We start from the raw sequence: 25,065 nt of genomic DNA, 5'->3' as shown, positions 1-25,065 counted from the left end.
CGCCCCCGGCCGGGCCCGAGTCGCGCGCGGGCGCCGCGCCCCCTGACCGGACGGCGCGGCGCCACGCGGAGCGGTCAGCCCTCGTCGCCGTCGCCCTTGTCTCCGTCGCCCTTGGTCGGCGTCTTCGAGTAGGCGTCGTGCCACGCGGCCTTCGCCCCGGAGTCGCCGATGCGGTAGACGTCGACGGTCGCGCCCGCGGCGACCACCACGGACAGCACGGCCGCGACGATCCGCAGCACCGAACCCGAACGCGCGCCCGAGCCCTCCGCCGGAGTGCGGCGGGCGATCCACCAGACACCGGCCGCCAGCACGAACAGGCCGACCACCCACGGAAGCAGCCCGTCGCCCAGCTCGGCGTGGTTGCGGACCAGCGGGTCGCTGTCCACGTGCCGCTCCAGCCACTCACCGGCGTCGGTCGTCAGGGGCACGCTCGCCAGGGCGACCAGGGCGAGGATCGGCAGCGCCAGCCCGAGCCGCCGGGCGGCCTGCGGCCAGATCGCGCAGACGACCAGGACCAGCGCGCTCAGCGGCACCAGGACGACGACGATGTGGACCAGCAGAACGTGCGCGGGCAGGCCGTTGATCAGACTCATCAGGCGCTCCTCCAGGGGCGGCCGTGGGGGGTGCAGGCGGGCATGGTGCAACCGCCCGCGTGTTCGGATTCGTCACCCTGTCACGGCAACCTCTCAGGTTCCTCTGAGCAACACCACTCCGCCGGACAGGGTGACATTCCAGACATTTCGGCTGGCAGGAGCGCCCGGAACCGCACCCGGCGGCTCTCAGGCCGTGGCCGCCGCCCCCGCGGCCGGAGGGGGCGTGGCCAGATGGCGGGAGAGCCAGGTGGGGACGCCGCCGAGGAGGCGGTAGAGGCGTCGGGCCTCCTCGCGCAGGCGGGACGCCTCCGGTTCCGCCTCGGCGTCCGCCAGGGACGCCAGGGCCGGGGCCGTGCCGACCAGATAGCCCAACTCCTCGCGGATCCGGAGGGATTCGGCGAAGCCGTGCCGGGCCTCGGCCAACTCGCCGTCGCGCAGGGCGAGTCCGGCCAGGTGCCGCCAGGTGAAGGACAGCAGCAGCGGGTCCGCGTGGGCGGTGGCGCCCGCGTGCGCGCGGCGGTAGGCGGCACGCGCGGCCTGCGGAGACCGGGTGAGGTTCTCGGCGAGCAGACCGCGCCGGAAGTCCAGCAGCGCCCGTCCGGGCGCCCCCGGAGGAATCAGGGCCGCGGCCCGGCCCAGCGCCGCGCGCGCCTCGTCCGCCCGGTCCCGCACCGTGTGCAGCGTGGCCGCGTAGGCGAGTTGCCCCCGTTCACAAGCGGCCGCGCCCCGCTCCTCGTCGCTGTGCGCCAGGGCCTCCGCGGTGCGCAGCGCGTCCTCCGCCTCCTCCCAGCCCTGCTCGGTGTACAGGCACCGTTCCACCAGCAGCCCGGCCCGCTGCAGCGCGGCGGCCGCGGTGACCGGTTGGAGCAGTGATGCGGCGTCGGCCCAGCACGCGCGTGAGCGCAGCCGCCATACCGCGGTCTGGAGTGGATCGTCACCAGCGGTCGTTCCGTTACCAGACATGGCGGTATGCGCCACGTTGCCCTCCCCGAGCACGCCATCGAGCCTTGAGTGGTGGCCGCATCTCAGCACGAATTCCGTGGCCCGGCCAAGAGGGTGGGTGAAGGATTTCACAAAGTCGTCCGACGGCGGGCGCGCGACGCGCCCGGCCGCCGGCCGCCGCCGGGGGCCCGGCCCACCTCAGCTCATGCGCAGCGCCAGGAAGAAGTCCAGCTTGTCCTCCAGGCGCCCCAGGTCACGCCCCGTCAACTGCTCGATCCGCCCGACCCGGTACCGCAGCGTGTTGACGTGCAGGTGGAGCCGGCTCGCGCAGCGCGTCCAGGACCCGTCGCAGTCGAGGAAGGCCTCCAGGGTCGGGATCAGCTCGGCGCGGTGCCGGCGGTCGTAGTCGCGCAGCGGGTCGAGCAGGCGGGCGGTGAAGGCGCGGCGTACGTCGTCCGGCACGAACGGGAGCAGCAGGACGTGCGAGGCGAGCTCCTGGTGCCCCGCCGCGCACACCCGGCCGGGCCGGGCCGCGGCCACCCGCCGCGCGTGCCGTGCCTCCTCCAGCGCCCCGCGCAGCCCCTCCGCCGAGTGCACGGCCGCGCTGACGCCGAGGGTGACCCGCCCGTCGCCGTCGAGACCGGCCGACAGCGGATCGCGTACGGACTCGAGGAGCGCGTCGGCGAGGATGCCCGGCTCGGAGCCGTCGTTCCCGGCCGGGACGGCCGGCAGCGGAACGAGGGCGACCGCCTCGTCGCCCGTGTGGGCCACGGCGATCCGGTCGGCGGACTCGGCGCCGCCGGAGTACGCCTCGCCCGACGGGCCCGCTGTGGGGGCGACCAGGATCTCCTCCAGCAGGGACTGGGCGACCGGACCGCCGTCGATCTCGGCGCCCTCCCACTCCACCCGGGCCACGACCACCTGCCAGTGCGGGGCGGTGCCGAGCCCGGGCAGCAGCACCGGCGCCGCGACCCGCAGCCGCGCGGCGATCTCGGCGGGCGCCGCGCCGGCCTGCACCAGTTCCAGCACCTCCTGCGCCAGCCGCCGCCGCACCGTGCGCGCGGCGTCCCGCCGGTCCCGCTCGACCGCGATCAGCTGGGTGACGCCCTGGAGCAGGTCCAGCCGCTCCGCGGGCCAGTCGCCCGCGTCCGCCTCCACGGCCAGCAGCCAGTCCGACAGCACCGTCTCGCGCACGTCCCGCGCGGCCTGCGCGCCCTGCGCCCCACGGCCGGTGCCGCGGATCGGGAAGAGCGAGTACGTGGTGGTCCCCACGGTCACCCGGTGCGGGCCGCGCCGCCCGGTGCGGGCGGCCGACAGGTGCTCGGCGGCGAGCGTGCCGCACACCTCGGCGGGCAGCGCCGGTCCCGCCCCCTCGGCCCCGGCGATCAGCCGCCCGGCGGGGGAGAGCACCCAGGCCCGCAGGTCCAGGTCGGAGCCGAGCAGGTCCAGGACCACGTCCGGGCCTCCGCCGGCCGGGCCTGACGTCATCATCCGGCGGTGCCGGTCCACCACGGCCGCGAGGTCCCCGGCGCGCTCGCCGGACACCTGCCGTACGACGTGCTCGGTGATCGTCGCGAACGCCACCGACTCGTGCACCGCGAACAGCGGCAGCCGGTGCCGGGCGCAGGCCGTCACCAGGTCCTCCGGCACCTCTCCCAGCTCGGCCTCGCCGGCGGCCAGCGCGGCCACGCCGGCCTGCACGAGGATCCGTACGAACGGCTCGGAGTCGTCGGCGTCGCGCCGCCAGGCCAGACCGGTCAGCACCAGCTCGCCGCCGGAGAGATAGCGGCTGGGGTCGCGCAGGTCGGTGGTCATCACGCCCCGCACGGTGCGCTCCAGCTCCTCCTGGCCGCCGAGCAGTCTCAGGCCCAGCGCATCGGTGTCCAGCAGTGCGCGCAGCCGCATTCTCGTCGCCGCCGTTCCGTGTCTAGAAAACTATGAGGGGTCTTGTGGCGAGCCCGGCCGTGCGGCCGGTGAGCAGGTTCCGCCGAGGTGAGGGCCGTGTCCTCTGTTTCCAGGGGAAAGCCGAGAGGTTACGGACGGCCTCCGTTCATACGAATCTACAAGATGCCCGCACTGGCCAGCCAACTCCTTCATGGTTTCGGTGACTGACCCCTCCGGCGCACAGAGCTGTGTACTGACGGCACTCCGCGTAAACAGCACAGGAAAGAGCCTCGGCCGCCGCACACGGATTGGCTCGATCTGTACGCCCCACGAGACGAAGAAGAGAGCCGGTCATGGACTTCCTTCGCCCCGCCAGCTGGGAGGAGGCGCTCGCCGCGAAGGCGGAGCACCCCACCGCTGTGCCGATTGCGGGTGGCACCGACGTGATGGTCGAGATCAACTTCGACCACCGCCGGCCCGAGTACCTCCTCGACCTGAACCGCGTCGGCGATCTCTACGAGTGGGAGGTCGGCGAGGACAGCGTGCGGCTCGGCGCCTCGGTGCCGTACACCAAGATCATGGAGCACCTGCGAGCCGAGCTGCCGGGCCTGGCGCTCGCCTCGCACACGGTCGCCTCCCCGCAGATCCGCAACCGCGGCGGCGTCGGCGGCAACCTCGGCACCGCCTCCCCGGCCGGCGACGCCCACCCGGCCCTGCTCGCCGCGGGCGCCGAGGTCGAGGCCGAGTCGGTGCGCGGCACCCGCCGCATCCCGATCGACGCGTTCTACACCGGTGTGAAGCGCAACGCGCTCGCCCCCGACGAGCTGATCCGCGCCGTCCACATCAAGAAGGCGGACGGCCCGCAGCAGTACTCCAAGGTCGGCACCCGCAACGCCATGGTCATCGCGGTCTGCGCCTTCGGTCTGGCCCTGCACCCCGAGACCCGTACGGTCCGCACCGGCATCGGCTCGGCGGCTCCTACGCCCGTCCGCGCCCGGGCCGCCGAGGACTTCCTGAACGCCGCGCTCGACGAGGGCGGCTTCTGGGACAACGGAAAGATCATCACCCCGTCGGTCGCCAAGCGGTTCGCCGAGCTGTGCTCCGCCGCCTGCAACCCGATCGACGACGTCCGGGGCACCGCGAGCTACCGCCGCCACGCGGTCGGCGTCATGGCCCGCCGGACGCTGACCTGGACCTGGGAGTCGTACCGCGGCGCCCGCCGCACCTCGGAGGGAGCTGCGTAATGCGCGTCAACTTCACCGTCAACGGCCGCCCGCAGGAGGCCGACGACGTCTGGGAGGGCGAGTCCCTGCTCTACGTCCTGCGCGAGCGCCTCGGCCTTCCGGGCTCCAAGAACGCCTGCGAGCAGGGCGAGTGCGGCTCCTGCACGGTCCGCCTGGACGGCGTGCCCGTCTGCTCCTGCCTGGTCGCCGCCGGCCAGGCCGAGGGCCGCGAGGTCGTCACCGTGGAGGGCCTGGCCGACTTCGCCAGGCAGCGCGCCCGCGGCACGGACGCCCGGGGCACGTCAGCGGACGAGGCCGCGGGACGGCGGGCCGAGGGCACCGACTCCCAGACCGGCGAGGGCGGCGAACTCTCGCCCGTCCAGCAGGCGTTCATCGACGCCGGCGCCGTCCAGTGCGGCTTCTGCACCCCGGGGCTGCTGGTCGCCGCCGACGAGATGCTGGAGCGCAACCCCGACCCGAGCGACGCGGACATCCGCGAGGCACTGTCGGGCAACCTGTGCCGCTGCACGGGCTACGAGAAGATCATGGACGCGGTCCGCCTCGCGGCCGCCCGGCAGTCCGAAGGGGTGTGACCATGCCGTCCCCCAAGCTCTCCACCGCGTTCGGGCAGGGCGGTGCCCCCCTCGGCGCTCCGACGAGGATCACTCAGGGCTCCCAGACCAAGGGCGGCATCGGCGAGTCCACGCTCCGCCCGGACGGCACCCTCAAGGTCACCGGTGAGTTCGCGTACTCCTCCGACATGTGGCACGAGGACATGCTCTGGGGCCAGATCCTGCGCTCCACGGTCGCGCACGCCGAGATCGTCTCGATCGACACGAGCGAGGCCCTCGCCCTGCCCGGTGTGTACGCCGTCATGACCTACGACGACCTGCCGACCGAGGTGAGGCACTACGGCCTGGAGATCCAGGACACCCCGGTCCTCGCCCACGGCAAGGTCCGCCACCACGGCGAGCCCGTCGCGATCGTCGCCGCCGACCACCCGGAGACCGCGCGCCGCGCCGCCGCCAAGATCAAGGTCGAGTACAGGGAACTGCCGGTCATCACCGACGAGGCCTCCGCGACCGCCCCGGACGCGATCCTCGTCCACGAGAACCGCACGGATCACCACGTCGGTCACGTACCGCACCCCAACATCGTGCACCGCCAGCCGATCGTGCGCGGAGACGCGCAGGAGGCCGCGGGCAGGGCGGACTTCGTCGTCAGGGGCGAGTACCACTTCGGCATGCAGGACCAGGCCTTCCTCGGCCCCGAGTCCGGTCTCGCCGTGCCGGAGGAGGACGGCGGCGTCCACCTCTACATCGCCACGCAGTGGCTGCACAGCGACCTGCGGCAGATGGCGCCCGTGCTCGGCCTGCCCGAGGACAAGGTACGGATGACGCTGGCCGGCGTCGGCGGCGCGTTCGGCGGCCGCGAGGACCTGTCCATGCAGATCCACGCCTGCCTGCTCGCGCTGCGCACCGGCAAGCCCGTCAAGATCGTCTACAACCGCTTCGAGTCCTTCTTCGGCCACGTCCACCGCCATCCCGCGAAGCTGACCTACGAGCACGGGGCCACGCGCGAGGGCAAGTTGACCCACGTGAAGTGCCGCATCGTCCTCGACGGCGGCGCGTACGCCTCCGCCTCCCCGGCGGTCGTCGGCAACGCCTCCTCGCTCGGCGTCGGCCCCTACGTCGTCGACGACGTGGACATCGAGGCCATCGCCCTCTACACCAACAACCCGCCCTGCGGCGCCATGCGCGGCTTCGGCGCGGTGCAGGCGTGCTTCGCCTACGAGGCGCAGATGGACAAGCTCGCCGACGCCGTCGGCATGGACCGGGTGGAGTTCCGGCAGCTCAACGCGATGTCGCAGGGCACGCTCATGCCGACCGGGCAGCCGGTCGACTCCCCGGCCCCGGTCGCCGAACTCCTGCGCCGCGTCAAGGCGATGCCGCTGCCGCCCGAGCGCCAGTGGGAGAGCTCCGAGGGCGCGGACGTACGGCAGCTGCCCGGCGGCCTGTCCAACACCACGCACGGCGAGGGCGTCGTACGCGGTGTCGGCTACGCGGTCGGCATCAAGAACGTCGGCTTCTCCGAGGGCTTCGACGACTACTCCACCGCCAGGGTCCGCATGGAGGTCCTCGCCGGTGAGCCGGTCGCCACCGTGCACACCGCCATGGCGGAGGTCGGCCAGGGCGGCGTCACCGTCCACGCGCAGATCGCCCGCACCGAGCTGGGCGTCGCCCAGGTGACCATCCACCCGGCGGACACCCGGGTCGGCTCGGCCGGCTCCACCTCGGCCTCCCGGCAGACGTACGTCACCGGCGGCGCGGTGAGGAACGCGTGCGAGCTCGTCCGCGAGAGGGTCCTGGAGATCGGCCGCCGCAAGTTCGGCTCCCACCACCCGGCCTGGGCCAACGCCGAACTGCTGCTGGAGGGCGGCAAGGTCGTCACCGACGCCGGCGAGGTGCTCGCCGACCTGGCCGAGGTCCTGGAGGACGAGGCCGTCGAGGTCGAGGAGGAGTGGCGGCACCGGCCGACCGAGCCCTTCGACCTGCGCACCGGCCAGGGCAACGGCCATGTGCAGTACTCCTTCGCCGCGCACCGCGCCGTCGTCGAGGTCGACACCGAACTCGGCCTGGTGAAGGTGATCGAGCTGGCCTGCGCCCAGGACGTCGGCAAGGCGCTCAACCCGCTGTCCGTGGTCGGCCAGATCCAGGGCGGCACCACCCAGGGCCTCGGCATCGCGGTCATGGAGGAGATCGTCGTCGACCCGAAGACCGCCAAGGTGCGGAACCCCTCCTTCACGGACTACCTCATCCCCACCATTCTCGACACGCCGACCATCCCCGTCGACGTGCTCGAACTCGCCGACGACCACGCGCCGTACGGGCTGCGCGGCATCGGCGAGGCCCCCACCCTGTCGTCCACCCCGGCCGTCCTCGCGGCGATCCGGAACGCGACCGGGCTGGAGCTCAACCGCACGCCGGTACGGCCGGAGCACCTCACCGGCACGTGATCCCGCGGGAGTTGAGCAGGTGCGTCACCCCGGGGGACCCGTGTCCCCCGGACCCCACCCCTCCATGTTCGTCTCGGGCCGTCCCCCGGGTCGTCCATTCCCAAATCCCGTACGCCCTCGCGGGCGCCGGGTGCCCCTGTGAACCTTGGGAGATGGCCCATGACCCAGCAATCCGTGGAGCCCAGGACCACCGCCGAGGAGGCGGGCGCGGGAACCCGCGTCCCGGCCGGCCGGTCCTGGCTCGACCGCTACTTCCACATATCCCTGCGGGAGTCCTCGATCGCGCGCGAGGTGCGCGGCGGCGTCACCACCTTCATGGCGATGGCGTACATCCTGCTGCTCAACCCCCTGATCCTGTCCGGCAAGGACGCGGCGGGGGACACCCTCGGCCAGAAGGCCGTGATCACCGCGACCGCCTTCGCTGCGGCCTTCACCACCCTGCTGATGGGGTTCTTCGGCAAGGTGCCGCTCGCCCTCGCCGCCGGCCTGTCCGTCTCCGGCGTCCTGTCCTCGCAGGTCGCCCCGCAGATGACCTGGCCGCAGGCCATGGGCATGTGCGTGGTCTACGGCGTGGTCATCATGCTGCTGGTCGTCACCGGCCTGCGTGAGATGATCATGAACGCGATCCCGGTGGCGCTCAAGCACGGGATCACCATGGGCATCGGCCTGTTCATCGCCCTCATCGGCTTCTACAAGTCCGGCTTCGTGCACCAGGGCAAGGCCACCCCGGTCACCCTCGGCCCGGCGGGCGAGCTCGCCGGCTGGCCCGTGCTGCTCTTCGCCGGCACCCTGCTGCTGATCTTCGTGCTCCAGGCCCGGAACATCCCCGGCGCCATCCTCATCGGCATCGTCTCCGGCACCGCCGTCGCGGCCGTCCTCAACGCCGCCGGGGTCGTCAAGGCCGGCGCGTGGGCCGCCGGGGCCCCCGAACTGCACGGCAGCGCGGTCTCGATGCCGGACTTCTCGCTCTTCGGGCACGTGGAGTTCGGCGGCTGGGGCAAGGTCGGCGCGATGACGGTCGGCATGATCGTCTTCACCCTCGTGCTGGCCGGCTTCTTCGACGCGATGGCCACCATCATCGGTGTCGGCACCGAGGCCGGACTCGCCGACGACAAGGGCCGGATGCCGGGCCTGTCCAAGGCGCTGTTCATCGACGGCGCGGGCGGCGCGATCGGCGGCGTGGCGGGCGGCTCCGGCCAGACCGTCTTCATCGAGTCGGCGACCGGCGTGGGCGAGGGCGCCCGCACCGGCCTCGCCTCGGTGGTCACCGGCCTGTTCTTCGCGGCCTGCCTGTTCTTCACCCCGCTCACCGCGATCGTCCCCCAGGAGGTCGCGTCCGCCGCTCTGGTGGTCATCGGCGCCCTGATGCTGACGAACGCCCGGCACGTGGACTGGGCCGACCGCGCCACCGCGATCCCGGTGTTCCTCACCGTGGTCCTGATGCCGTTCACGTACACCATCACCACCGGTGTGGCGGCCGGCGTCGTCTCCTACGCCGCCATCAAGGCCGCCCAGGGCAGGGCGCGGGAGATCGGCGCCTTCATGTGGGGACTGGCGGTGATCTTCCTGGTGTACTTCGCCCTCCACCCGATCGAGGGCTGGCTGGGCGTGCACTGACGTCCCGTCAGCCATACCGCAGGTCGAAGCCGTTGAAGGAGACCGACAGATGCTGGACATCGCCGAGGACCTGAACCGGTGGCTCGGACAGGGCCGCGACTTCGCCGTGGCCACCGTGGTGGCCGTGGGCGGCAGCGCGCCCCGCCGCCCGGGCGCCGCCCTCGCGGTGGACGCCGACGGCACGGCGATCGGCTCGGTCTCCGGCGGCTGTGTGGAAGGCGCGGTGTACGACCTGTGCCGCCAGGCGCTCCAGGACGGCGAAACCGTCCTGGAACGCTTCGGATACAGCGACGAGGACGCCTTCGCCGTGGGCCTGACCTGCGGCGGGATCATCGACGTCCTCGTCACCCCGGTACGGGCCGCCGACCCGGTCCGTACCGTCCTCGCCGCCGCGCTGGCCGCCGCCGGGCGCGGCGAGGCGGCGGCGCTCGCCCGGATCGTCTCCGGCCCGGGCGGACTGAGGGGCCGGGCCCTGCTGGTCCGCCCGGACGGCACCCACGAGGGCGGTTTCGGCGCGCACCCGGAGCTCGACCGCACGGTGGCGGGCGAGGCGGCGGCCCTGCTGGACGCCGGACGCACCGGCACCCTGGAGATCGGTGAGCGGGGCTCCCGCTGCGGGACCCCGCTCACCCTGCTGGTGGAGTCGTCGGTGCCGCCGCCCCGGATGATCGTCTTCGGCGCGATCGACTTCGCGTCGGCGCTGGTGCGCGCCGGCAAGTTCCTGGGCTTCCACGTCACGGTGTGCGACGCCCGTCCGGTCTTCGCCACGCGGACCCGTTTCCCTGACGCCGACGAGATCGTCGTCGAGTGGCCCCACCGGTACCTGGAGCGCACCGAGACGGACGGCCGCACCGTGCTGTGCGTGCTGACGCACGACGCCAAGTTCGACGTGCCCCTGCTGAAGCGGGCGCTGCGCCTTCCGGTGGCGTACGTCGGCGCGATGGGCTCCCGCCGCACCCACCTGGACCGCACCGAGCGGCTGCGCGAAGAGGGCGTCACGGAGCTGGAGCTGGCCCGCCTCCACTCGCCCATCGGCCTCGACCTCGGCGCCCGCACCCCGGAGGAGACGGCCCTGTCCATCGCCGCCGAGATCGTCGCGGACCGGCGCGGCGGCAGCGGGGTCTCCCTGACCGGAGCGCACACACCCATCCACCACGACGAGGCGCCGGCGCCGGCGCGGCGGATGGGGTCGGTGGCCTGAGCCGACGGAGCCGGGCACCCGTCAACCGCGTGGTGTGACAGGCCCGTTCGTGTCTCCTCCGGGCCAGGCGCTCCCACCCGTGCCCGGTGCGGGATTCTCGGCCCGCGTCCACACCGGGCGGAAGGCCAGGATCTCCGCCGTGGCGGAGCCGCTCGTGACGAAGGGGTCCGAGGCGACGGCGGCCTCGATCGCGGAGCGCGGCCCGTCGGCGAGGACGACCCCGCCGGTCCGGGGCTCCAGGGGCCCGGCGAGACGGGCCAGTCCCCGGGCGAACACCCCCTCGGGGTGGGTGTAGTGGGCCTCCCTGAGCGCGTCGATCCGCTCCAGCGGGACGAGGTACCTGAACACGATGACGTACATGCCTCCACCCAACGGCACGGGCGTGCCCGGGACCAGGACCTGTTGCCGAGAGGGCCATAGGCTGGGGCCTATGGGCACGGGTGGGAGCGGGTGGTGAGGACGGTCCGGGCCGGGGACGGCGAAGGGGACGGCGGATGCCGGCCGCAGGAGGGGGCCTTGGGCCCACTGCCGGACCTGGAGCTGCGTCCGCTGCGGTACTTCGCCGCCGTCGCCGAGGCGGGCACCGTCACCGAGGCCGCCCGACGGCTGCGCATCGCCCAGCCCAGCCTCAGCCAGCAGATCGCGCTGCTGGAACGGCGCGTCGGCACGGCCCTGTTCCGGCGCCGGCCGCGGGGCATGGAACTCACCGAGGCCGGACGGCTGCTCCTCGACGGTGTCCACCAGACGCTGAACACGCTGAACTCCGCCGTGGCCGCGGCCCGCTCCACCTGCCGGGCCGCCACCGTCGGCGTGTGCGCGGGCGTGGCACCGGAGGTCCTGGAGCGCACCGAGCGGATCCTGACGCGCCACGGGCCCCTGCGCCTGACGTACGAGCGGACCGACTCCGCGCGCATGGGCGAGCTGCTGCGCGCCGGGACGCTGGCCTACGGCGTCCTGCGCACCCCGCCCGACGACGCGCGGGGCCTGGAGCTGCGCACGGTCGCCGACGAACCCCTGGGCGTCGTGGTGCACCGCCGGCATCCGCTCGCCGGGCGCGCGGAACTCGGGTGGGGCGATCTCACCGGCCGGCGGCTGCTGTGGTTCCCCGCCCGGCGGGCCCCCGGCTACGCGTCCGCCGTCCTGGCCCGGCTCGCGGAACACGGCTGGACGCCCGACACGCTCGTCGAGGACAGCGGCAGCCACACCCTCTTCCGCCACGCGCTGCTCGGCCGGGACGACGTGGTGGCCCTGCGGACACGCTCCGGCTCGGCCGGGGACACCGCCCTCGTCTGGCGGCCGGTCGGCCCGCGTCCGCCGCGCGAACGGCTGGCCCTGGCCGCGGCCCGGCGCTCGGTCTGGTCCCGCCTGCTTCCCCCGGACGACGGCGCGATGGCCGGGTCGAGGGTGCCCACGCCGTCGTGACGGCCCGTGGGACGGCCCGTGGGACGGCCCCGGACGACGCCGCGACGGCACGGACGACAGCGCCCGACGCCGCCTCCGCGCCGGGGTGACGGCACCCCGGCGCGGGGACCGGCGATCCGCGGGTCCCCGCGCGGCGGCGGTCGTCACGGGCGCCGCAGCAGCCCGTTCACCGCCCGGCCGAACACGGTGCGTGCCGTCCGTTCCACCACGGGGTCGAAGAGGCCGGGGAGGTACGCGATCCGCACCTCCTCGCGCCACCGCACCCGGGTGCGGCCGCCGGGGCCCGGCCGTACCTCGATCTCCGCCCAGCCCTTGACGACACGGCCCCGTTTCTCCAGGCGGCACAGGCCGGCCCCGCCGTCGGCGGGCGGGTGCCAGACGGTGACCACCATGGGATCGTCGAAGGCGAGCGGGCCGACCCCCGAACGGGCCACGAAGCGGGTGCCCTCGCCGGTCGGCTCGGGCGTGACCACGGTGATGCGGGTCAGCGGGACCACGTCGGCGTGGCGGGACCACTGGGTGAGCCGGCGCCACGCCTCGTCGACGGACAGCGGGGCGGTGCGTTCGAGGAAGAAGGTGACCACAGGTCGATCGTAGGCAACGCGGCCTGTTTCCCGATGTGTTCGCCCCCAGGTCACACGGTTGGCCGAGCTTGCGGAAGGCGCGGCGGGGCCGGGCGGGGTGCCGCGGCGCACGCCGAGCAATATCGAAAATGTGAACTATTTCTGGGGTTCCTGCCCGGGAGGGCGGTCCGCATGTTGTCGCCCGGGTCCGGCCGGGGTACCCGGCGCGAAGCGGAGGAGAGTCCGCCACGACGCGACCGGGGAGAGGAGACACCCGTGCCGCAGATGGACCCCGACGAGACACGGCGCCGGTTCGCCGCCGCCCGGGTGGCACGGCTGGCCACGGTGGACGCGGCCGGCCGCCCCCACCTGGTGCCGGTGGTGTTCGCCGCCCACGGTGAGGACGGGATCGTCACCGCGGTCGACCACAAGCCCAAGAGCACGTCCGGGCTGAAACGGCTGCACAACGTCGCCGTCACCCCGGCCGTGTGCCTGCTGGCGGACGCCTACGACGAGGACTGGGGGCGGCTGTGGTGGGCCCGGGCCGACGGCGGCGCGCGGATCGTGACGCCCGACGCGGCGTCCCCCGAGGCGCGGCGGGCCTACGAGGACGCGCTCACCCGGCTCCAGCGCAAGTACCCGCAGTACCAGGACGAGCCGCCGGGCGGCCCGGTGATCGCGGTCACCGTCCACCGCTGGACCGGCTGGGAGGCGGGTCCGCCGCCCGCCCCCGGCTGAGCGGCCGGGCCCTCAGAGCCAGTCCCGCCGCTTGAAGACGACGTACAGGGTGACGCACACGACGGCCATCAGGAGGATGGCGAAGGGGTACCCGAACACCCAGCGCAGCTCCGGCATGTGCGCGAAGTTCATGCCGTAGATCGTCCCCACCAGGGTGGGGGCGAACAGGATCGCCGCCCACGAGGAGATCTTCTTGATCTCCTCGTTCTGCTCGAAGCCCGCCTCCGCCAGGGCCCGCATCTCCGCGTTCTGCTCCTGGGTGACCAGCGTGGTGTTCACGGTGAGGATCTCGGTGAGGGCCTGGCGGAAGGCGTCGACCCGCTCGCTGGTGTGGGTGACGTGGTCGGCGACGTCGCGCAGGTACCGCTGGAGCTCCTCGTCCGTGCCGTACTTGGAGAATCCCGCCATCAGGCCGTGCAGCATCCCCACCAGGGGGCGGGTGGCGCGCTGGAACTCGACCATCTCGCGGGAGAGTTCGTAGATGCGGCGGGAGACCGCGGGGTCGCCGCCGAACACCTCGGTCTCGATCTCGTCGATGTCGTTCTGGACGCCGGCCACGACCGGCGCGTAGCCGTCCACCACCGCGTCGAGGATCGCGTACAGCACCGCCTCCGGGCCCAGCTTCAGCAGGTCCGGCGTCTCCTCCATGCGGCGGCGGACCGCGGAGAGGTCGGGCGCGGCGCCGTGGCGCACGGTGATCACGAAGTCCGGGCCCACGAACACGTGCAGTTCGCCGAAGTCGACCTGCTCGGGCGCGTCGAGGTAGCGCGCGGCCCGCAGGACGACGAACAGGGTGTCGCCGTAGCGCTCCAGCTTGGGCCGCTGGTGGGCCTCCATCGCGTCCTCGACCGCGAGCGGATGCAGGTCGAACTCCGACGCCAGGGAGAGCAGTTCGCTCTCCGTGGGACGGGCGAGCCCGATCCACGCCATCCCCTCGGGCTGCTCGCGCAGCTCCCGGAAGGTCTCGGCGAGGGAGGAGGGGGCGGAGACCCGGACCCCGTCGCGGTACAGGGCCGCCTGCACCACGCTCGCCACCTCGGCCGGGTCCGCGTCGGTCGTCCGGGCAGGCGGTGCCGGGGGCCTCTCCCCGGGCCGCGGTGCCGGCGCGGCCGGCGCGCGGCGCCAGACGGACGAGGCGGGACGGCTGCGTCGCTCGGGCATCGGGGACCGCCTCTCGACCGAACCTGCGTCTGCGAGATCACGGTCAGCATACGAGACCACCGGGCCGGAGACGGCGGGCGAACCGTCGCAGCACCCGGGGCGGACCGGGCCGGCCTCCGGGACCGTACTGCCCCGGGGCGCTCGGTTGTCGCGGACCGTACGACCCCCGGGGCGCCCGGCACAGCGGACAGATGCTGTCCGCAAACTGCGTTAGCGTGCGTGCATGACAAAGTCGACGGCCGCCGCGACCGCCCCCGTGCTCGGCGCCCGCGCCCTGAACCGCGCGACCCTCAGCAGGCAGCTCCTGCTGAGCCGTTCGCCGATGTCCGCCGGGGCCGCCGTCGAGCACCTCGTCGGCCTCCAGGCGCAGAACGTCAAACCGCCCTACTACGCGCTCGCGGCCCGCCTCGAAGGCTTCGGCCCCGAGGAGCTGTCCGGCCTCATGGCGAGCCGCGAGGTCGTCCGGATCGTCACGATCCGCTCCACCATCCACACCCACACCGCCGATGACTGCCTCTCCCTGCGCCCGCTCGTCCAGCCCGCCCGCGACCGTGAGATCACGCTGTTCCGCAAGGGGCTCGCCGGTGTCGATCTCGACCGGCTGGCCGCGTTCGCCCGCGAACTCGTCGAGGCCGAGCCATGCACCGTGAGCGGGCTGCGCGAGGCCCTCCTGGCCGAGTGGCCGGACGCCGACCCGCAGGCCCTCGGCGTGGCCGCCCGCTGCCGGCTCCCGCTGGTCCAGGTGCCCCCGCGCGGACTGTGGGGCAGGAGCGGACAGGTCGTCCTCACCACCGCCGAGCACTGGCTCGGCCGCCCCGCCGAACCCGCGCCCGCCCCCGACGCCACCGTCCTGCGCTACCTCGCCGCCTTCGGGCCGGCCTCCGTCAAGGACATGCAGACCTGGGCGGGCCTGACCCGTCTGCGCGAGGTGTTCGAGCGCCTGCGGCCCCGGCTCGTCACCTTCCGGGACGACAGCGGCCTGGAGCTCTTCGACCTGCCGGACGCGCCCCGCCCGGCCCCGGACACCCCGGCCCCGCCCCGGTTCCTGCCCGAGTTCGACAACCTGCTCCTCTCCCACGCCGACCGCACGCGCGTGGTGCCGGAGGAGTACCGGGGGCGCGCGGCGCGGGGCAACCAGGCCCACCGTGTCCTCCTCGTCGACGGATTCCTGGCCGGCGTGTGGAAGCTGGAGGGCGGCGCACTCGTCGTCGAGCCCTTCCGCGAGCCCACCAGGGCCGAGCGGCAGGAGATCACCGCCGAGGGGGAGCGGATGCTCGGGGTGCTCCATCCGGGGAGCTCGTACGACATCCGGTTCGGCACCGTGGTGAGCCGCTGAGCCGTGAGCCGCTGAGCCGCTGAGCCGCAGACCGCAGAACCGCGGAGGCGCGCCCCGCTCCGGGCGCGAACCACCGAGGCCGCGCTCCGGGCGCATGGATAGGGGGCGTTGCGGGCCGCTCGTGGAGGCCCGCAACGCCCCCTGGCACTGACCTGGGGGTCGAACCGTCAGCGGGTCACGAGGTGACCTGCGCGGTGACCAGGCTGGAGAAGGTGGTCAGCCGGGTGTACACACCCGGGTAACCCGCCTCCGCACAGCCGTTGCCCCAGGAAGTGATCCCTGCCAGGACGCCCCCGATGAGCAGGGGACCGCCGCTGTCGCCCTGGCAGGTGTCTACGCCGCCGGAGGAGTATCCGGCGCACACCATGTCGCTCGCGACGAAGTCGGAGCCGTAGGAACCGGCGCAGCTGGAGTCGGACGCGACGGGCACGGTCGCGGTCCGCAGCTGGTTGGAGGAGCCGCCGCTCTCGGACGTGGTGCCCCAGCCGAGGATGCGGGCCGTGGTGCCGGCCGCGTACACGTCGCCGTCGGCGGAGGACACGTACGGGGCCGCGGTGTACGGCATCGAGGTCGACAGGGTCAGCACCGCCACGTCGTCGCCGTTGGTGGCGTTCGTGTAGTCCGGGTCGATCCAGATCCGGCCGACCTTGCTCACGGTGCCGTCGGTGCCGTTCAGGTAGGTGCGGCCCCCCACGACGCGCACACCGGTGGGGGTCTCGCCGGCCATGCAGTGGGCGGCGGTGACCACCTTCGTGGGGGCGACCAGGGTGCCGCCGCAGAACTGGTTGCCGGAAGCGTCCGTGATCTGCATGACGAACGGGTACGCGCCGGTCGTGGTCGTGGTGCCGCCGACGACGGGCTGGGGACGGGCGGCGGCGGAGGGGGCGGTGAGCAGCGCGGTCGCGGCGACGGCAGCGGTGGCCGCGCCGAGCGCGGCCGTCTGTCTGGCGCGGGTGAGGCCGAACATGCGTCTCCTCGTGGGCTGGCCGGTGGGGGGCGCCGGGCGGTTGAGCACGGGGGTCTCGGGACAGACCCCCGTATGCCCGGGCGAGCGGCACGGCTCTTACGCTAGGGCTCGGTACAACCCGCCCCAATGAGGGAAGCCCCTAGGGGAGTTGGGCAGGGAAAACCCTCGGTCCTGCTCGGTGCGCCGACAGCGGCGTCCCGCACCGGGCCCACGTCAGGCAGTTAACCCGGGCTGCCCTCACTTCGCTCGCCGGGCCGCCGCCAAACGGACGATGTCCACCCGGGAACGGATCCCCAGCTTGCGGTAGACGCGGGTCAGGGTCGCCTCGACCGTCTTGACGCTGACGTACAGCCGCGCGGCGATCTCCCGGTTGGTCGCGCCCTCCATGACCAGCGCGGCCACTTGGCGCTCCATGGCGGCCAGCCCGTCCAGCGCCGCGGGCGTGACCTCCGGCTGGGCCGGACGGGCGACGGCGGCCGCGTCCACCCGGCCCAGCCAGGGCAGCGCGCGGCAGCGCCGGAACAGGCGCGCCGCCTCGTCGTACGCCGTCGGTCCCGGCACGGGGTTCCCCCCTGCACGGGCGGAGCCGGGAGCCCGGGGGAGGGTGCGCAGCTGGGCCAGCGCGAACGCCGCCCGGGCCTCCTCCAGCCCGTGCCCCAGCTTCGCCAGCCGGTCCTGCGCGGAGGTCAGCTGGACCACGGCCCCCTCCTGGTCGCCGCGGGCCGCCCGGACCAGCGCCTCGGACCGGTCGAGCACGGCCAGCACGCTCTCCCGGTCCAGCCGCAGCGCGTGCTCGCGCGCCACGTCGATCACGTCCTGCGCCTCGGCAGGCTCCCCGGCCTGCACCAGCGCCTCCGCGAGGTCGCCGTGCCAGCGGCCGCGCGCCGGGTCGGTGATGCCGAGCGCCGACTCCAGCTCCCGCACGCGGCGCAGCGAGGCGACCGCGGCGGGCGCGTCCCCGGCGACGAGCTGGGCGTAGCCCAGCGCGGCCAGCGCGCGCGACAGGTACATCGGGTCGCCGTCCTCCTCGGCGTGGCCCACCGCCTCCCGGGCCAGGGTCTGGGCGCGCTCCGCGTCCCCGCCGGAGGCCTCGGCCATGGCGGCCAGCATGGCGGAGGCGCTCTCGCCGATCCCGGTGTCCCGGGCCATCCGCAGGCTCTCCCGGGCCAGGTCGAGCGCGCGCCCGCAGTGCCCGCAGCGCAGCTCGGTCTCGGCCAGCATGCGCACGAAGTGCACCTCGCTCTCGACCATGCCGCGCCGCCGCACCTCGCGCAGCAGCGTGGTGATGGTCGTCCGGGCCTCCGCGAGCTGGTCGCTCATCAGCAGCCAGCGGAACCGGGCCGAGCCGACGCCGTTGTGGTGGCACGCCACGTACGGGTCCTGAGGCTCCCTCAGCGCCTGCTTGATGGTCGCGGGGGCGTCGGGGTGCCCCATCAACGTCTCGGTCGACGACTGGAAGGCGAGCGCCATGAGCTCGGTCCTGCGGTCCCGGCCGCGCGCGGCCAGCTGCGCCGCGTGCGCGGCCTCCCGCCGGGCCACCTCGAAGTCGCCCTCCACGACCAGCCCGCGCCAGGCCAGCTGGTAGTGGACCAGGGCCAGCAGCCGCGGGTCGTCGCCCGCGTCGGCCAGCGCCTGCGGGAACACCGCGTCCACGTCCCCGAGGGCCTGCCCGGCGGCCTCGATCACCACCATCCAGGCCCGCACCCGGTCCGCGGGCACCGTCGCCCGGGTGAGCACCTCGCGCGCGATGTCCCGGGCGAGGTCCACCTCCCCGGCGGTGATGGCGTCCTCGGCGGCCTGCAGACGCCGGTCGTCCGGGCCCGGCACGCTGTCCGGCGGGGTGTGGCGGGCCGCCAGCAGCCCGAGCGAGGCGGCCACCGACGGCGCCCCGCGGTCCCGGGCCAGGGCGGCCGTCCCGGCGAGCCGGGCGGCCACCTCCGGGTCGGTGCCGGTGGTGGCCAGCGCCAGGTGCCGGGCCCGCTCGATCGGGTCGGAGGCGGCGGTGGACAGCGCGGCGTGCGCGGCGCGCCGCTCCTGCGCGGGCGCCTCCGCGTACAGCGCCGCCGAGATCAGCGGGTGCGCGAACCGTACGGCCGGGCCCTCCGGGTCCGTCGTCAGCAGCCCCAGCTCGGCCGCCTGGGCGCACTCCGCCTCGGCGTTCTCCCGGCCGGCCGCGCGCAGCAGGGCGGGCGTGGGGCGGGCGCCAGCGCTCGCCACGAGCAGGGTCCGGCGCGCCTCGCCGGAGAGCATCTCCAGGCGGCTCAGTACCAGCGCGCGCAGCGAGGTCGGCACCGGCAGCGGCTCGCCCGGACGGGGCGCGGTCGGGCTCTCGGCCATGGCCCGGCCCAGCTCCAGCGCGAACAGGGGGTTGCCGCCGCTGGTGCGGTGGATGTCGCGGACCGTGGAGCGGGGCAGGCCGGTGTAGCCGCGGACGTCGAGCAGCGAGGACACCTGGGTGCGGGAGAGCGGGCCCAGCCGCACGGCCAGGGTGTCGGGCGGGCAGGCCCGCAGATGGCGGTCGTACTCCTGGCCCTCGGTGCGCACCGCGCACAGCATCTGCACGGGCGTCTCGCCCAGGCGGCGGGCGGCGAAGCCGAGCAGTTCGGCGCTTGCCGGGTCCAGCCACTGCAGGTCGTCGGCGACGATCAGGACCGGGCCCTCGGCGGCGAGCGCGCGCAGCGCCGACAGGACGGCCAGGCGCAGCGCGAGGCCGTCGCGCTGGAGGGTGGACTCGCCGCGGCCGGTGAGCGCCGCCTCCAGGGCGGTGCGCTGGGCGGCGGGCAGCCTGCCGGACACCTCGTCCAGGACCAGGCCGAGCAGGTCGGCCAGCGCCAGGAAGGGCAGGTGCGATTCGGACTCGGTCGCGGAGCAGCGCAACACGGTCCGGGCCGCCGGGGCATATTCCGCCGCCATTGCCCGCAGCACGGTCGACTTTCCTATTCCGGCGGGGCCGTGGAGCAGCACGCTGCCGCCGCGGGCGAGCTGTTCGCGCGCCGCGGCCGACGGCTCCGCCCGGCCGATGACCTGGTCGGAGCGGCAGCTCGCAGGGTCCTTGAAGTCCCGTCGCACGGTCACCGCTCCCCTCGTGTGTCGTGTCCGGGGCAAATTCTAGGCAACGCGTCCCGGAAATTCGGACCCGCCCGATGGTGAGGGAAATAACAGCGGCGCGGCCGCGGTGAATTCCCCGCACCGCCGAATGAATACGAACCGCGCACCGACAACCCCGCCGCCGCCACTCCCACGCCCCGCCCCACCGTACTCCGAGCACGACGTCCGGCGGGGCGGCACCGGGGTACCGCGGGCGCCCGGTCCTACGGCAGCACCCCGGCCCGGCGGGCCGCCGCCACCGCCTCTCCGCGGGTGTGGGCGCCCAGCTTGCGCATCGCCGAGCGGAGGTAGCCCTTGACGGTCTCCGGGCTCAGCCCGAGGCGGGCGGCGGCCGTCGCGTTCGTCGCCCCGGCGGCCACACAGGCCAGGACGTCCAGCTCACGGGGCGCCAGACCCACCCCGCACGCCGGGGCGACCCCCGTCAGCAGGGCGCACGCGTCCAGCAGTTCGGCCCGCAGCGCCGGGTCCGTGATCCGCGGGGCCAGCGCGCGCAGTGCCGCGTGGGCCTCGCGGACCTGTTCCCGGACGGCACCGGCGGCGTGGGGGTCCGGGGCCGGCCGCACCGCCGCCAGCAGCCCCCGGGCCTCCTCCCGCACCACCAGTGCCTGCTCCACGTCCCGCGCCGCCTCCACGGCCGCGCTCAGCGTGCGGTCGCCGAGCGGCTGGGCCGTGCGCAGCGCGCCGTACAGCACCCCACGCACCCGGCGCCGCACCACGACCGGCACCGCCAGCACCGAGCGCAGCCCCTCGGCGGCGACCGGGAGGTCGTACTCGTGGCTGATCTGCCGGGAGGAGGAGTAGTCCGTCACCGCGCACGGGCGGGCGAGGGCCACCGCCTTGCCGCCGAGTCCGTTGCCCGAGGTCACCGCGAGGGCGCTGAGCGCGAGCGTCGTCGTGCCGCTGAGCTCGCTGATCCGCACCCGCGGCCGGCCGGACTCCACCACCCCGCCGAAGGCGACCGGCAGCCCCGTCGTCCGGCGCAGCCGCAGCAGCGCGCCCCGAATGTCCACCGCTGCGGACGCGTCCGATGTCACCTGCTCGCCCCTTCGTCGCGGCCCCTGTGCGAGCCCACACCCCCGTTCGGGGGTAGTGAGACCTCCATCACGGATTACACGATGGCAGAGAGCCGCCCGGCAATGGTCCGGCACCACGGGAGCGAGGAGGACGGATGACGACGGCGACCGAGGTCTTCCGCAGGGCGCGGGACTTCCTGCTGGAACACCGCGAGGACTACGCCACGGCCTACGCGGGCTTCGAGTGGCCCCGCCCCGAGCACTTCAACTGGGCGCTGGACTGGTTCGACGTCGTCGCCGAGGGGAACGACCGCACCGCCCTGCACATCGTCGAGGAGGACGGCACCGAGACCCGGATCTCCTTCGCCGAGATGGCCGAGCGCTCCAACCGGGTCGCCAACTGGCTCCACGCGCGGGGCGTCGCCGCCGAGGACCGCGTCCTCGTCATGCTCGGCAACCAGGCCGAGCTCTGGGAGACGGCGCTGGCCGCGATGAAGCTGCGCGCGGTGGTCATCCCGGCCACCCCGCTGCTCGGGCCCGCCGACCTGCGCGACCGGGTCGAGCGCGGCCACGTCAAGCACGTGATCGTGCGCGCCGAGGACACCGGCAAGTTCGCCGACGTCCCCGGCGCCTACACCCGCATCTGCGTCGGCGGCCTGCCCGAGGAGGGCTGGGAGCCCTACGAGGACGCCCGTGCGGCGCCCGCCGACTTCGTGCCGGACGGCCCGACCCTCGCCGACGATCCGCTGATGCTGTACTTCACCTCGGGCACCACCGCCCGCCCCAAGCTGGTCGAGCACACCCACACCTCGTACCCGATCGGCCACCTGGCGACCATGTACTGGATCGGCCTGAGGCCCGGGGACGTGCACCTCAACATCTCCTCGCCGGGGTGGGCCAAGCACGCCTGGTCGAACCTGTTCGCGCCGTGGAACGCGGAGGCGACGGTCTTCATCCACAACTACACCCGCTTCGACGCGGCCCGGCTGATGGCCGAGATCGAGCGCGCCGGGGTCACCACCTTCTGCGCCCCGCCGACCGTGTGGCGCATGCTCATCCAGGCCGACCTGAGCCAACTGCGCACCCCGCCCCGCGAGGTCGTGGCCGCCGGTGAGCCGCTGAACCCGGAGGTCATCGAGCAGGTGCGGCGCGCCTGGGGGGTGACCATCCGGGACGGCTTCGGGCAGACCGAGACGGCCGTGCAGGTCTCCAACAGCCCCGGCCAGCCCCTGAAGACCGGGTCCATGGGACGGCCCAGCCCGGGCTACCGCGTCGAGCTGCTCGACCCGGTCTCGGACGCGCCGGGCGCCGACGAGGGCGAGATCGCGCTCGACCTGTCCGAGCGGCCGGCCGGGCTGATGACCGGTTACCACGGCGACGCGGACCGCACGGCCGAGGCGATGGCGGGCGGCTACTACCGCACCGGGGACATCGGCTCCCGGGACGAGGACGGGTACATCACCTACGTCGGCCGCGCCGACGACGTCTTCAAGGCCTCGGACTACAAGATCTCCCCCTTCGAGCTGGAGAGCGCCCTGCTGGAGCACGAGGCGGTGGCCGAGGCGGCCGTCGTGCCCGCCCCGGACCCGCTGCGCCTGGCCGTGCCGAAGGCGTACGTCGTGCTGGCGGAGGGCTGGGAGCCCGGCCCGGACACCGCCAAGGTGCTCTTCGAGCACTCCCGCCAGGTCCTCGCCCCCTACAAGCGCGTCCGCCGCCTGGAGTTCGGCGCGCTGCCCAAGACCGTCTCCGGCAAGATCCGCCGGATCGAGCTGCGCGAGGCCACGGCCGCCGGCTCGGAGCAGGAGTACCGCGAGGAGGACTTCCGGTGAGCGAGCCGTCGTACAGCCACGGGACCGGCACCACGCCGCTGCTCGGCGACACCGTCGCCGCCAACCTGGACCGGGCGGTCGCCGCGTATCCCGACCGCGAGGCGCTCGTCGACGTGCCCTCCGGACGCCGCTGGACCTACGCCGAGTTCGGTGCGGCGGTCGACGAGGTGGCCCTCGGGCTGCTCGCCAAGGGAGTGGCCAAGGGCGACCGGGTGGGGATCTGGGCGGTCAACTGCCCCGAGTGGGTGCTGGTCCAGTACGCCACCGCCCGCATCGGCGCGATCATGGTGAACATCAACCCCGCCTATCGCGCCCACGAGCTGGAGTACGTCCTGAAGCAGGCGGGGATCTCGGTCCTGATCGCCTCCGTGGCCCACAAGAGCAGCGACTACCGGGCTCTGGTCGACCAAGTGCGCGGCAAGTGCCCGGAGTTGCGGGAGACCGTCTACATAGGCGATCCGTCGTGGGATGCGCTGACGGCCGGTGCCGCCTCGGTGGAGCCGGACCGCCTGGCCGCCGCCGCGGCCGAGCTGAGCTGCGACGACCCGGTCAACATCCAGTACACGTCGGGCACCACCGGCTTCCCCAAGGGCGCCACGCTCTCCCACCACAACATCCTCAACAACGGCTACTGGGTGGGCCGTACGGTCGGCTACACCGAGCAGGACCGGGTCTGCCTGCCCGTTCCCTTCTACCACTGCTTCGGCATGGTGATGGGCAACCTCGCGGCGACCTCGCACGGCGCCTGCATCGTCATCCCGGCGCCGTCGTTCGAGCCGAAGGCCACGCTGGAGGCCGTGCGACAGGAGCGCTGCACCTCGCTGTACGGCGTCCCGACCATGTTCATCGCGGAGCTGAACCTCCCGGACTTCGCCGACTACGACCTGTCCTCGCTGCGCACCGGGATCATGGCGGGCTCGCCCTGCCCGGTGGAGGTGATGAAGCGGGTGGTCGCCGAGATGCACATGGCGGAGGTCTCCATCTGCTACGGCATGACCGAGACCTCCCCGGTCTCCCTCCAGACGCGGAGGGACGACGACCTCGACCACCGCACCGGCACGGTCGGCCGGGTGCTGCCGCACATCGAGGTGAAGATCGTCGACCCGGTGACCGGCGTGACCCAGCCGCGCGGCACCGCGGGCGAGTTGTGCACCCGCGGCTACAGCGTGATGCTCGGCTACTGGAACGAGCCGGAGAAGACCGCCGAGGCCGTCGACCCGGCCCGCTGGATGCACACCGGGGATCTCGCGGTGATGCGCGAGAACGGGTACGTCGAGATCGTCGGCCGGATCAAGGACATGATCATCCGGGGCGGGGAGAACATCTACCCGCGCGAGATCGAGGAGTTCCTCTACGGCCACCCGAAGATCCGCGACGTGCAGGTCGTCGGCGTGCCGCACGAGCGGTACGGCGAGGAGGTGCTCGCCTGCGTCATCCCGCTCGACCCGGCCGACCCGCTGACGCTGGAGGACGTCCGGGCCTTCTGCGAGGGGCAGTTGGCGCACTACAAGGTCCCGACCCGGCTGAGCGTCCTGGACGCCTTCCCGATGACGGTGTCGGGAAAGGTGCGCAAGGTCGAGCTGCGGGAGAAGTACGGGGTGTGAACCGCATCCGGCGGAGCATGAGACACATGCTCGACGGCGGGCCCCGGTCGCGTGCGCAGTCGGTGGCGCACAAGGCCGCCGGGGCCCCGCCCATGCCGGTGCCGTGGCCGCTCAGGCGCCCGTGGAGTGCAGCGCGTGGGCCGGTTCGTTCACCGGCTGCGGCGTGCCCGTGAGGTCGAGGACGAAGAGCGGGACGCCCAGCGCGCCGGCGCTGCCGCGGGCTTCGTCGGTGTAACCGGCCAGGGAGAAGTAGGCGCAGCCCGCGGACTCCGCCATCGCCGTCAGCCACAGGCACTCCACGTCCCGCGGCGAGGCCGGCCACACCGCCGGGTCGACCTGGGCGAGCAGGCCCCGGGCGGCGAGGCCGACGCCGGCCGGGGGCCGCTGGTCGCACCGGCGGATGTCCTCGTAGCCGAGCCATCGCAGATAGAGCGCGGCGGCGGTGACCACGTCACGTGCGGTACGGATCGTGACGGGCCGTAAGGCGGGACGCGGCGGGGGAGCGGGGGCGGCCGGGACGCTCTCGGCCCGTGCGGACTCCGCCGCCGGTGCCGCCTCCCTCAGCGGGATCCACAGGAACGTCCCGCACGCACAGCCCAGTTCCGGGCGGGGCCACTGGTCGCGGCGGCCGCACGACCCGCAGCGGACGGTGATCCAGTCCTCGTCCCAGACACGATGGGCGACCGGGGCGGGCGCGGCGCGCCGGTCCAGCGACGGGGCGACCGGCGCCCCGCACGCGCAGGGATAGGACGGGGCGGTGCAGACGTGCTCTCGCCGGCAGGCCGGGCAGCGCACCGGCACGCTCTCGGGCATGGGCCCACTCCAGGACGTCGGATCGGGGGAGCGGT

At 74.0% G+C, this 25,065-nt stretch carries 20 protein-coding genes; 10 read left to right on the top strand and 10 right to left on the bottom strand.

The window, feature by feature from the left end:
* Nucleotides 1–74: 74 nt before the first annotated feature.
* The 3 genes from ACIPM1_RS17340 to ACIPM1_RS17330 all read right to left on the bottom strand — a co-directional run bounded on the left by ACIPM1_RS17340 (nucleotide 75) and on the right by ACIPM1_RS17330 (nucleotide 3,440).
* On the bottom strand, nucleotides 75–593 hold the full coding sequence (locus tag ACIPM1_RS17340) for a DUF2231 domain-containing protein (protein WP_402435087.1): 519 nt from the start codon (nucleotides 591–593) through the stop codon (nucleotides 75–77).
* Between the two features lie 186 nt (nucleotides 594–779).
* The gene (locus ACIPM1_RS17335; RefSeq protein ID WP_356194363.1) at nucleotides 780–1,571 is read right to left on the bottom strand and encodes a hypothetical protein; all 792 of its coding nucleotides are present in this window, start codon (nucleotides 1,569–1,571) and stop codon (nucleotides 780–782) included.
* 162 nt (nucleotides 1,572–1,733) lie between these two features.
* Complete coding sequence (locus ACIPM1_RS17330; protein ID WP_402435082.1) at nucleotides 1,734–3,440, bottom strand: PucR family transcriptional regulator; 1,707 nt, start codon at nucleotides 3,438–3,440, stop codon at nucleotides 1,734–1,736.
* 332 nt (nucleotides 3,441–3,772) lie between these two features.
* On the opposite strand from ACIPM1_RS17330, the gene ACIPM1_RS17325 reads away from it, so the two are divergent.
* The 5 genes from ACIPM1_RS17325 to ACIPM1_RS17305 all read left to right on the top strand — a co-directional run bounded on the left by ACIPM1_RS17325 (nucleotide 3,773) and on the right by ACIPM1_RS17305 (nucleotide 10,476).
* Nucleotides 3,773–4,663 carry a xanthine dehydrogenase family protein subunit M gene (locus ACIPM1_RS17325; protein WP_356194359.1) on the top strand — a complete coding sequence of 297 codons (891 nt, stop codon included), beginning with the start codon at nucleotides 3,773–3,775 and terminating at the stop codon, nucleotides 4,661–4,663.
* On the top strand, nucleotides 4,663–5,235 hold the full coding sequence (locus ACIPM1_RS17320; protein WP_402435079.1) for a (2Fe-2S)-binding protein: 573 nt from the start codon (nucleotides 4,663–4,665) through the stop codon (nucleotides 5,233–5,235). The genes ACIPM1_RS17325 and ACIPM1_RS17320 overlap by 1 nt, the downstream gene beginning before the upstream one ends.
* Before the next feature lie 2 nt (nucleotides 5,236–5,237).
* Nucleotides 5,238–7,658: a xanthine dehydrogenase family protein molybdopterin-binding subunit gene (locus ACIPM1_RS17315; RefSeq protein WP_402435076.1), complete on the top strand. Its 2,421-nt coding sequence runs from the start codon at nucleotides 5,238–5,240 to the stop codon at nucleotides 7,656–7,658.
* A 159-nt stretch (nucleotides 7,659–7,817) separates the two neighbouring features.
* Nucleotides 7,818–9,275, top strand: coding sequence for an NCS2 family permease (locus ACIPM1_RS17310; protein ID WP_402435073.1), 1,458 nt, complete (start codon nucleotides 7,818–7,820; stop codon nucleotides 9,273–9,275).
* Between the two features lie 49 nt (nucleotides 9,276–9,324).
* Nucleotides 9,325–10,476: an XdhC/CoxI family protein gene (locus ACIPM1_RS17305; protein ID WP_356194347.1), complete on the top strand. Its 1,152-nt coding sequence runs from the start codon at nucleotides 9,325–9,327 to the stop codon at nucleotides 10,474–10,476.
* Nucleotides 10,477–10,497: 21 nt separating this feature from the next.
* On the opposite strand, the gene ACIPM1_RS17300 is transcribed toward ACIPM1_RS17305, so the two are convergent.
* Nucleotides 10,498–10,836 carry a YciI family protein gene (locus tag ACIPM1_RS17300; protein ID WP_402435070.1) on the bottom strand — a complete coding sequence of 113 codons (339 nt, stop codon included), beginning with the start codon at nucleotides 10,834–10,836 and terminating at the stop codon, nucleotides 10,498–10,500.
* Nucleotides 10,837–10,992: 156 nt separating this feature from the next.
* On the opposite strand from ACIPM1_RS17300, the gene ACIPM1_RS17295 reads away from it, so the two are divergent.
* Entirely contained in the window at nucleotides 10,993–11,898 is a 906-nt protein-coding gene (locus tag ACIPM1_RS17295; RefSeq protein WP_402435067.1) for a LysR family transcriptional regulator, read from the top strand.
* A gap of 143 nt (nucleotides 11,899–12,041) precedes the next feature.
* Here the strand turns inward: ACIPM1_RS17295 and ACIPM1_RS17290 are convergent, their stop codons facing one another.
* Complete coding sequence (locus ACIPM1_RS17290) at nucleotides 12,042–12,482, bottom strand: SRPBCC family protein (protein WP_402435064.1); 441 nt, start codon at nucleotides 12,480–12,482, stop codon at nucleotides 12,042–12,044.
* Nucleotides 12,483–12,737: 255 nt separating this feature from the next.
* Between ACIPM1_RS17290 and ACIPM1_RS17285 the strand changes: the two genes are divergently transcribed.
* The gene (locus ACIPM1_RS17285) at nucleotides 12,738–13,199 is read left to right on the top strand and encodes a TIGR03668 family PPOX class F420-dependent oxidoreductase (protein ID WP_402435061.1); all 462 of its coding nucleotides are present in this window, start codon (nucleotides 12,738–12,740) and stop codon (nucleotides 13,197–13,199) included.
* 12 nt (nucleotides 13,200–13,211) lie between these two features.
* Here ACIPM1_RS17285 and ACIPM1_RS17280 read toward each other — a convergent pair whose 3' ends face one another.
* On the bottom strand, nucleotides 13,212–14,360 hold the full coding sequence (locus ACIPM1_RS17280) for a magnesium and cobalt transport protein CorA (protein WP_402435058.1): 1,149 nt from the start codon (nucleotides 14,358–14,360) through the stop codon (nucleotides 13,212–13,214).
* Between the two features lie 223 nt (nucleotides 14,361–14,583).
* Between ACIPM1_RS17280 and ACIPM1_RS17275 the strand changes: the two genes are divergently transcribed.
* The gene (locus tag ACIPM1_RS17275; RefSeq protein ID WP_402435055.1) at nucleotides 14,584–15,696 is read left to right on the top strand and encodes a winged helix DNA-binding domain-containing protein; all 1,113 of its coding nucleotides are present in this window, start codon (nucleotides 14,584–14,586) and stop codon (nucleotides 15,694–15,696) included.
* Nucleotides 15,697–15,871: 175 nt separating this feature from the next.
* Here ACIPM1_RS17275 and ACIPM1_RS17270 read toward each other — a convergent pair whose 3' ends face one another.
* From ACIPM1_RS17270 to ACIPM1_RS17260, 3 genes are all read right to left on the bottom strand, one after another.
* Nucleotides 15,872–16,663, bottom strand: a complete 792-nt coding sequence (locus tag ACIPM1_RS17270) for a S1 family peptidase (RefSeq protein ID WP_402435052.1) — start codon at nucleotides 16,661–16,663, stop codon at nucleotides 15,872–15,874.
* A 237-nt stretch (nucleotides 16,664–16,900) separates the two neighbouring features.
* Complete coding sequence (locus ACIPM1_RS17265) at nucleotides 16,901–19,738, bottom strand: ATP-binding protein (RefSeq protein ID WP_402435049.1); 2,838 nt, start codon at nucleotides 19,736–19,738, stop codon at nucleotides 16,901–16,903.
* 236 nt (nucleotides 19,739–19,974) lie between these two features.
* On the bottom strand, nucleotides 19,975–20,805 hold the full coding sequence (locus tag ACIPM1_RS17260) for a LuxR C-terminal-related transcriptional regulator (protein ID WP_356194564.1): 831 nt from the start codon (nucleotides 20,803–20,805) through the stop codon (nucleotides 19,975–19,977).
* A 134-nt stretch (nucleotides 20,806–20,939) separates the two neighbouring features.
* On the opposite strand from ACIPM1_RS17260, the gene ACIPM1_RS17255 reads away from it, so the two are divergent.
* Together ACIPM1_RS17255 and ACIPM1_RS17250 are read left to right on the top strand one after the other, a co-directional pair.
* Nucleotides 20,940–22,613 (top strand): AMP-binding protein, encoded by a 1,674-nt coding sequence (locus ACIPM1_RS17255; RefSeq protein ID WP_356194562.1) that lies wholly within the window; start codon nucleotides 20,940–20,942, stop codon nucleotides 22,611–22,613.
* Nucleotides 22,610–24,217, top strand: coding sequence for an AMP-binding protein (locus ACIPM1_RS17250; RefSeq protein WP_402435046.1), 1,608 nt, complete (start codon nucleotides 22,610–22,612; stop codon nucleotides 24,215–24,217). The genes ACIPM1_RS17255 and ACIPM1_RS17250 overlap by 4 nt, the downstream gene beginning before the upstream one ends.
* Before the next feature lie 111 nt (nucleotides 24,218–24,328).
* Here ACIPM1_RS17250 and ACIPM1_RS17245 read toward each other — a convergent pair whose 3' ends face one another.
* Nucleotides 24,329–25,030 (bottom strand): hypothetical protein, encoded by a 702-nt coding sequence (locus tag ACIPM1_RS17245; protein ID WP_402435043.1) that lies wholly within the window; start codon nucleotides 25,028–25,030, stop codon nucleotides 24,329–24,331.
* Nucleotides 25,031–25,065 lie beyond the last annotated feature (35 nt).

This window comes from Streptomyces sp. NPDC086766, from assembly GCF_044746005.1.
In the GTDB taxonomy this organism is placed as follows: domain Bacteria; phylum Actinomycetota; class Actinomycetes; order Streptomycetales; family Streptomycetaceae; genus Streptomyces.
This window is presented reverse-complemented; position numbering and strand designations above follow the sequence as displayed.

What these genes read in the sequence shown, in the direction of transcription:
- ACIPM1_RS17300 (WP_402435070.1), bottom strand. Translation starts at nt 10,836, where the DNA reads ATGTACGTCATCGTGTTCAGGTACCTCGTCCCGCTGGAGCGGATCGAC.
- ACIPM1_RS17270 (WP_402435052.1), bottom strand. Translation starts at nt 16,663, where the DNA reads ATGTTCGGCCTCACCCGCGCCAGACAGACGGCCGCGCTCGGCGCGGCC.
- ACIPM1_RS17310 (WP_402435073.1), top strand. Translation starts at nt 7,818, where the DNA reads ATGACCCAGCAATCCGTGGAGCCCAGGACCACCGCCGAGGAGGCGGGC.
- ACIPM1_RS17325 (WP_356194359.1), top strand. Translation starts at nt 3,773, where the DNA reads ATGGACTTCCTTCGCCCCGCCAGCTGGGAGGAGGCGCTCGCCGCGAAG.
- ACIPM1_RS17340 (WP_402435087.1), bottom strand. Translation starts at nt 593, where the DNA reads ATGAGTCTGATCAACGGCCTGCCCGCGCACGTTCTGCTGGTCCACATC.
- ACIPM1_RS17305 (WP_356194347.1), top strand. Translation starts at nt 9,325, where the DNA reads ATGCTGGACATCGCCGAGGACCTGAACCGGTGGCTCGGACAGGGCCGC.
- ACIPM1_RS17315 (WP_402435076.1), top strand. Translation starts at nt 5,238, where the DNA reads ATGCCGTCCCCCAAGCTCTCCACCGCGTTCGGGCAGGGCGGTGCCCCC.
- ACIPM1_RS17320 (WP_402435079.1), top strand. Translation starts at nt 4,663, where the DNA reads ATGCGCGTCAACTTCACCGTCAACGGCCGCCCGCAGGAGGCCGACGAC.
- ACIPM1_RS17275 (WP_402435055.1), top strand. Translation starts at nt 14,584, where the DNA reads ATGACAAAGTCGACGGCCGCCGCGACCGCCCCCGTGCTCGGCGCCCGC.
- ACIPM1_RS17245 (WP_402435043.1), bottom strand. Translation starts at nt 25,030, where the DNA reads ATGCCCGAGAGCGTGCCGGTGCGCTGCCCGGCCTGCCGGCGAGAGCAC.
- ACIPM1_RS17280 (WP_402435058.1), bottom strand. Translation starts at nt 14,360, where the DNA reads ATGCCCGAGCGACGCAGCCGTCCCGCCTCGTCCGTCTGGCGCCGCGCG.
- ACIPM1_RS17255 (WP_356194562.1), top strand. Translation starts at nt 20,940, where the DNA reads ATGACGACGGCGACCGAGGTCTTCCGCAGGGCGCGGGACTTCCTGCTG.
- ACIPM1_RS17330 (WP_402435082.1), bottom strand. Translation starts at nt 3,440, where the DNA reads ATGCGGCTGCGCGCACTGCTGGACACCGATGCGCTGGGCCTGAGACTG.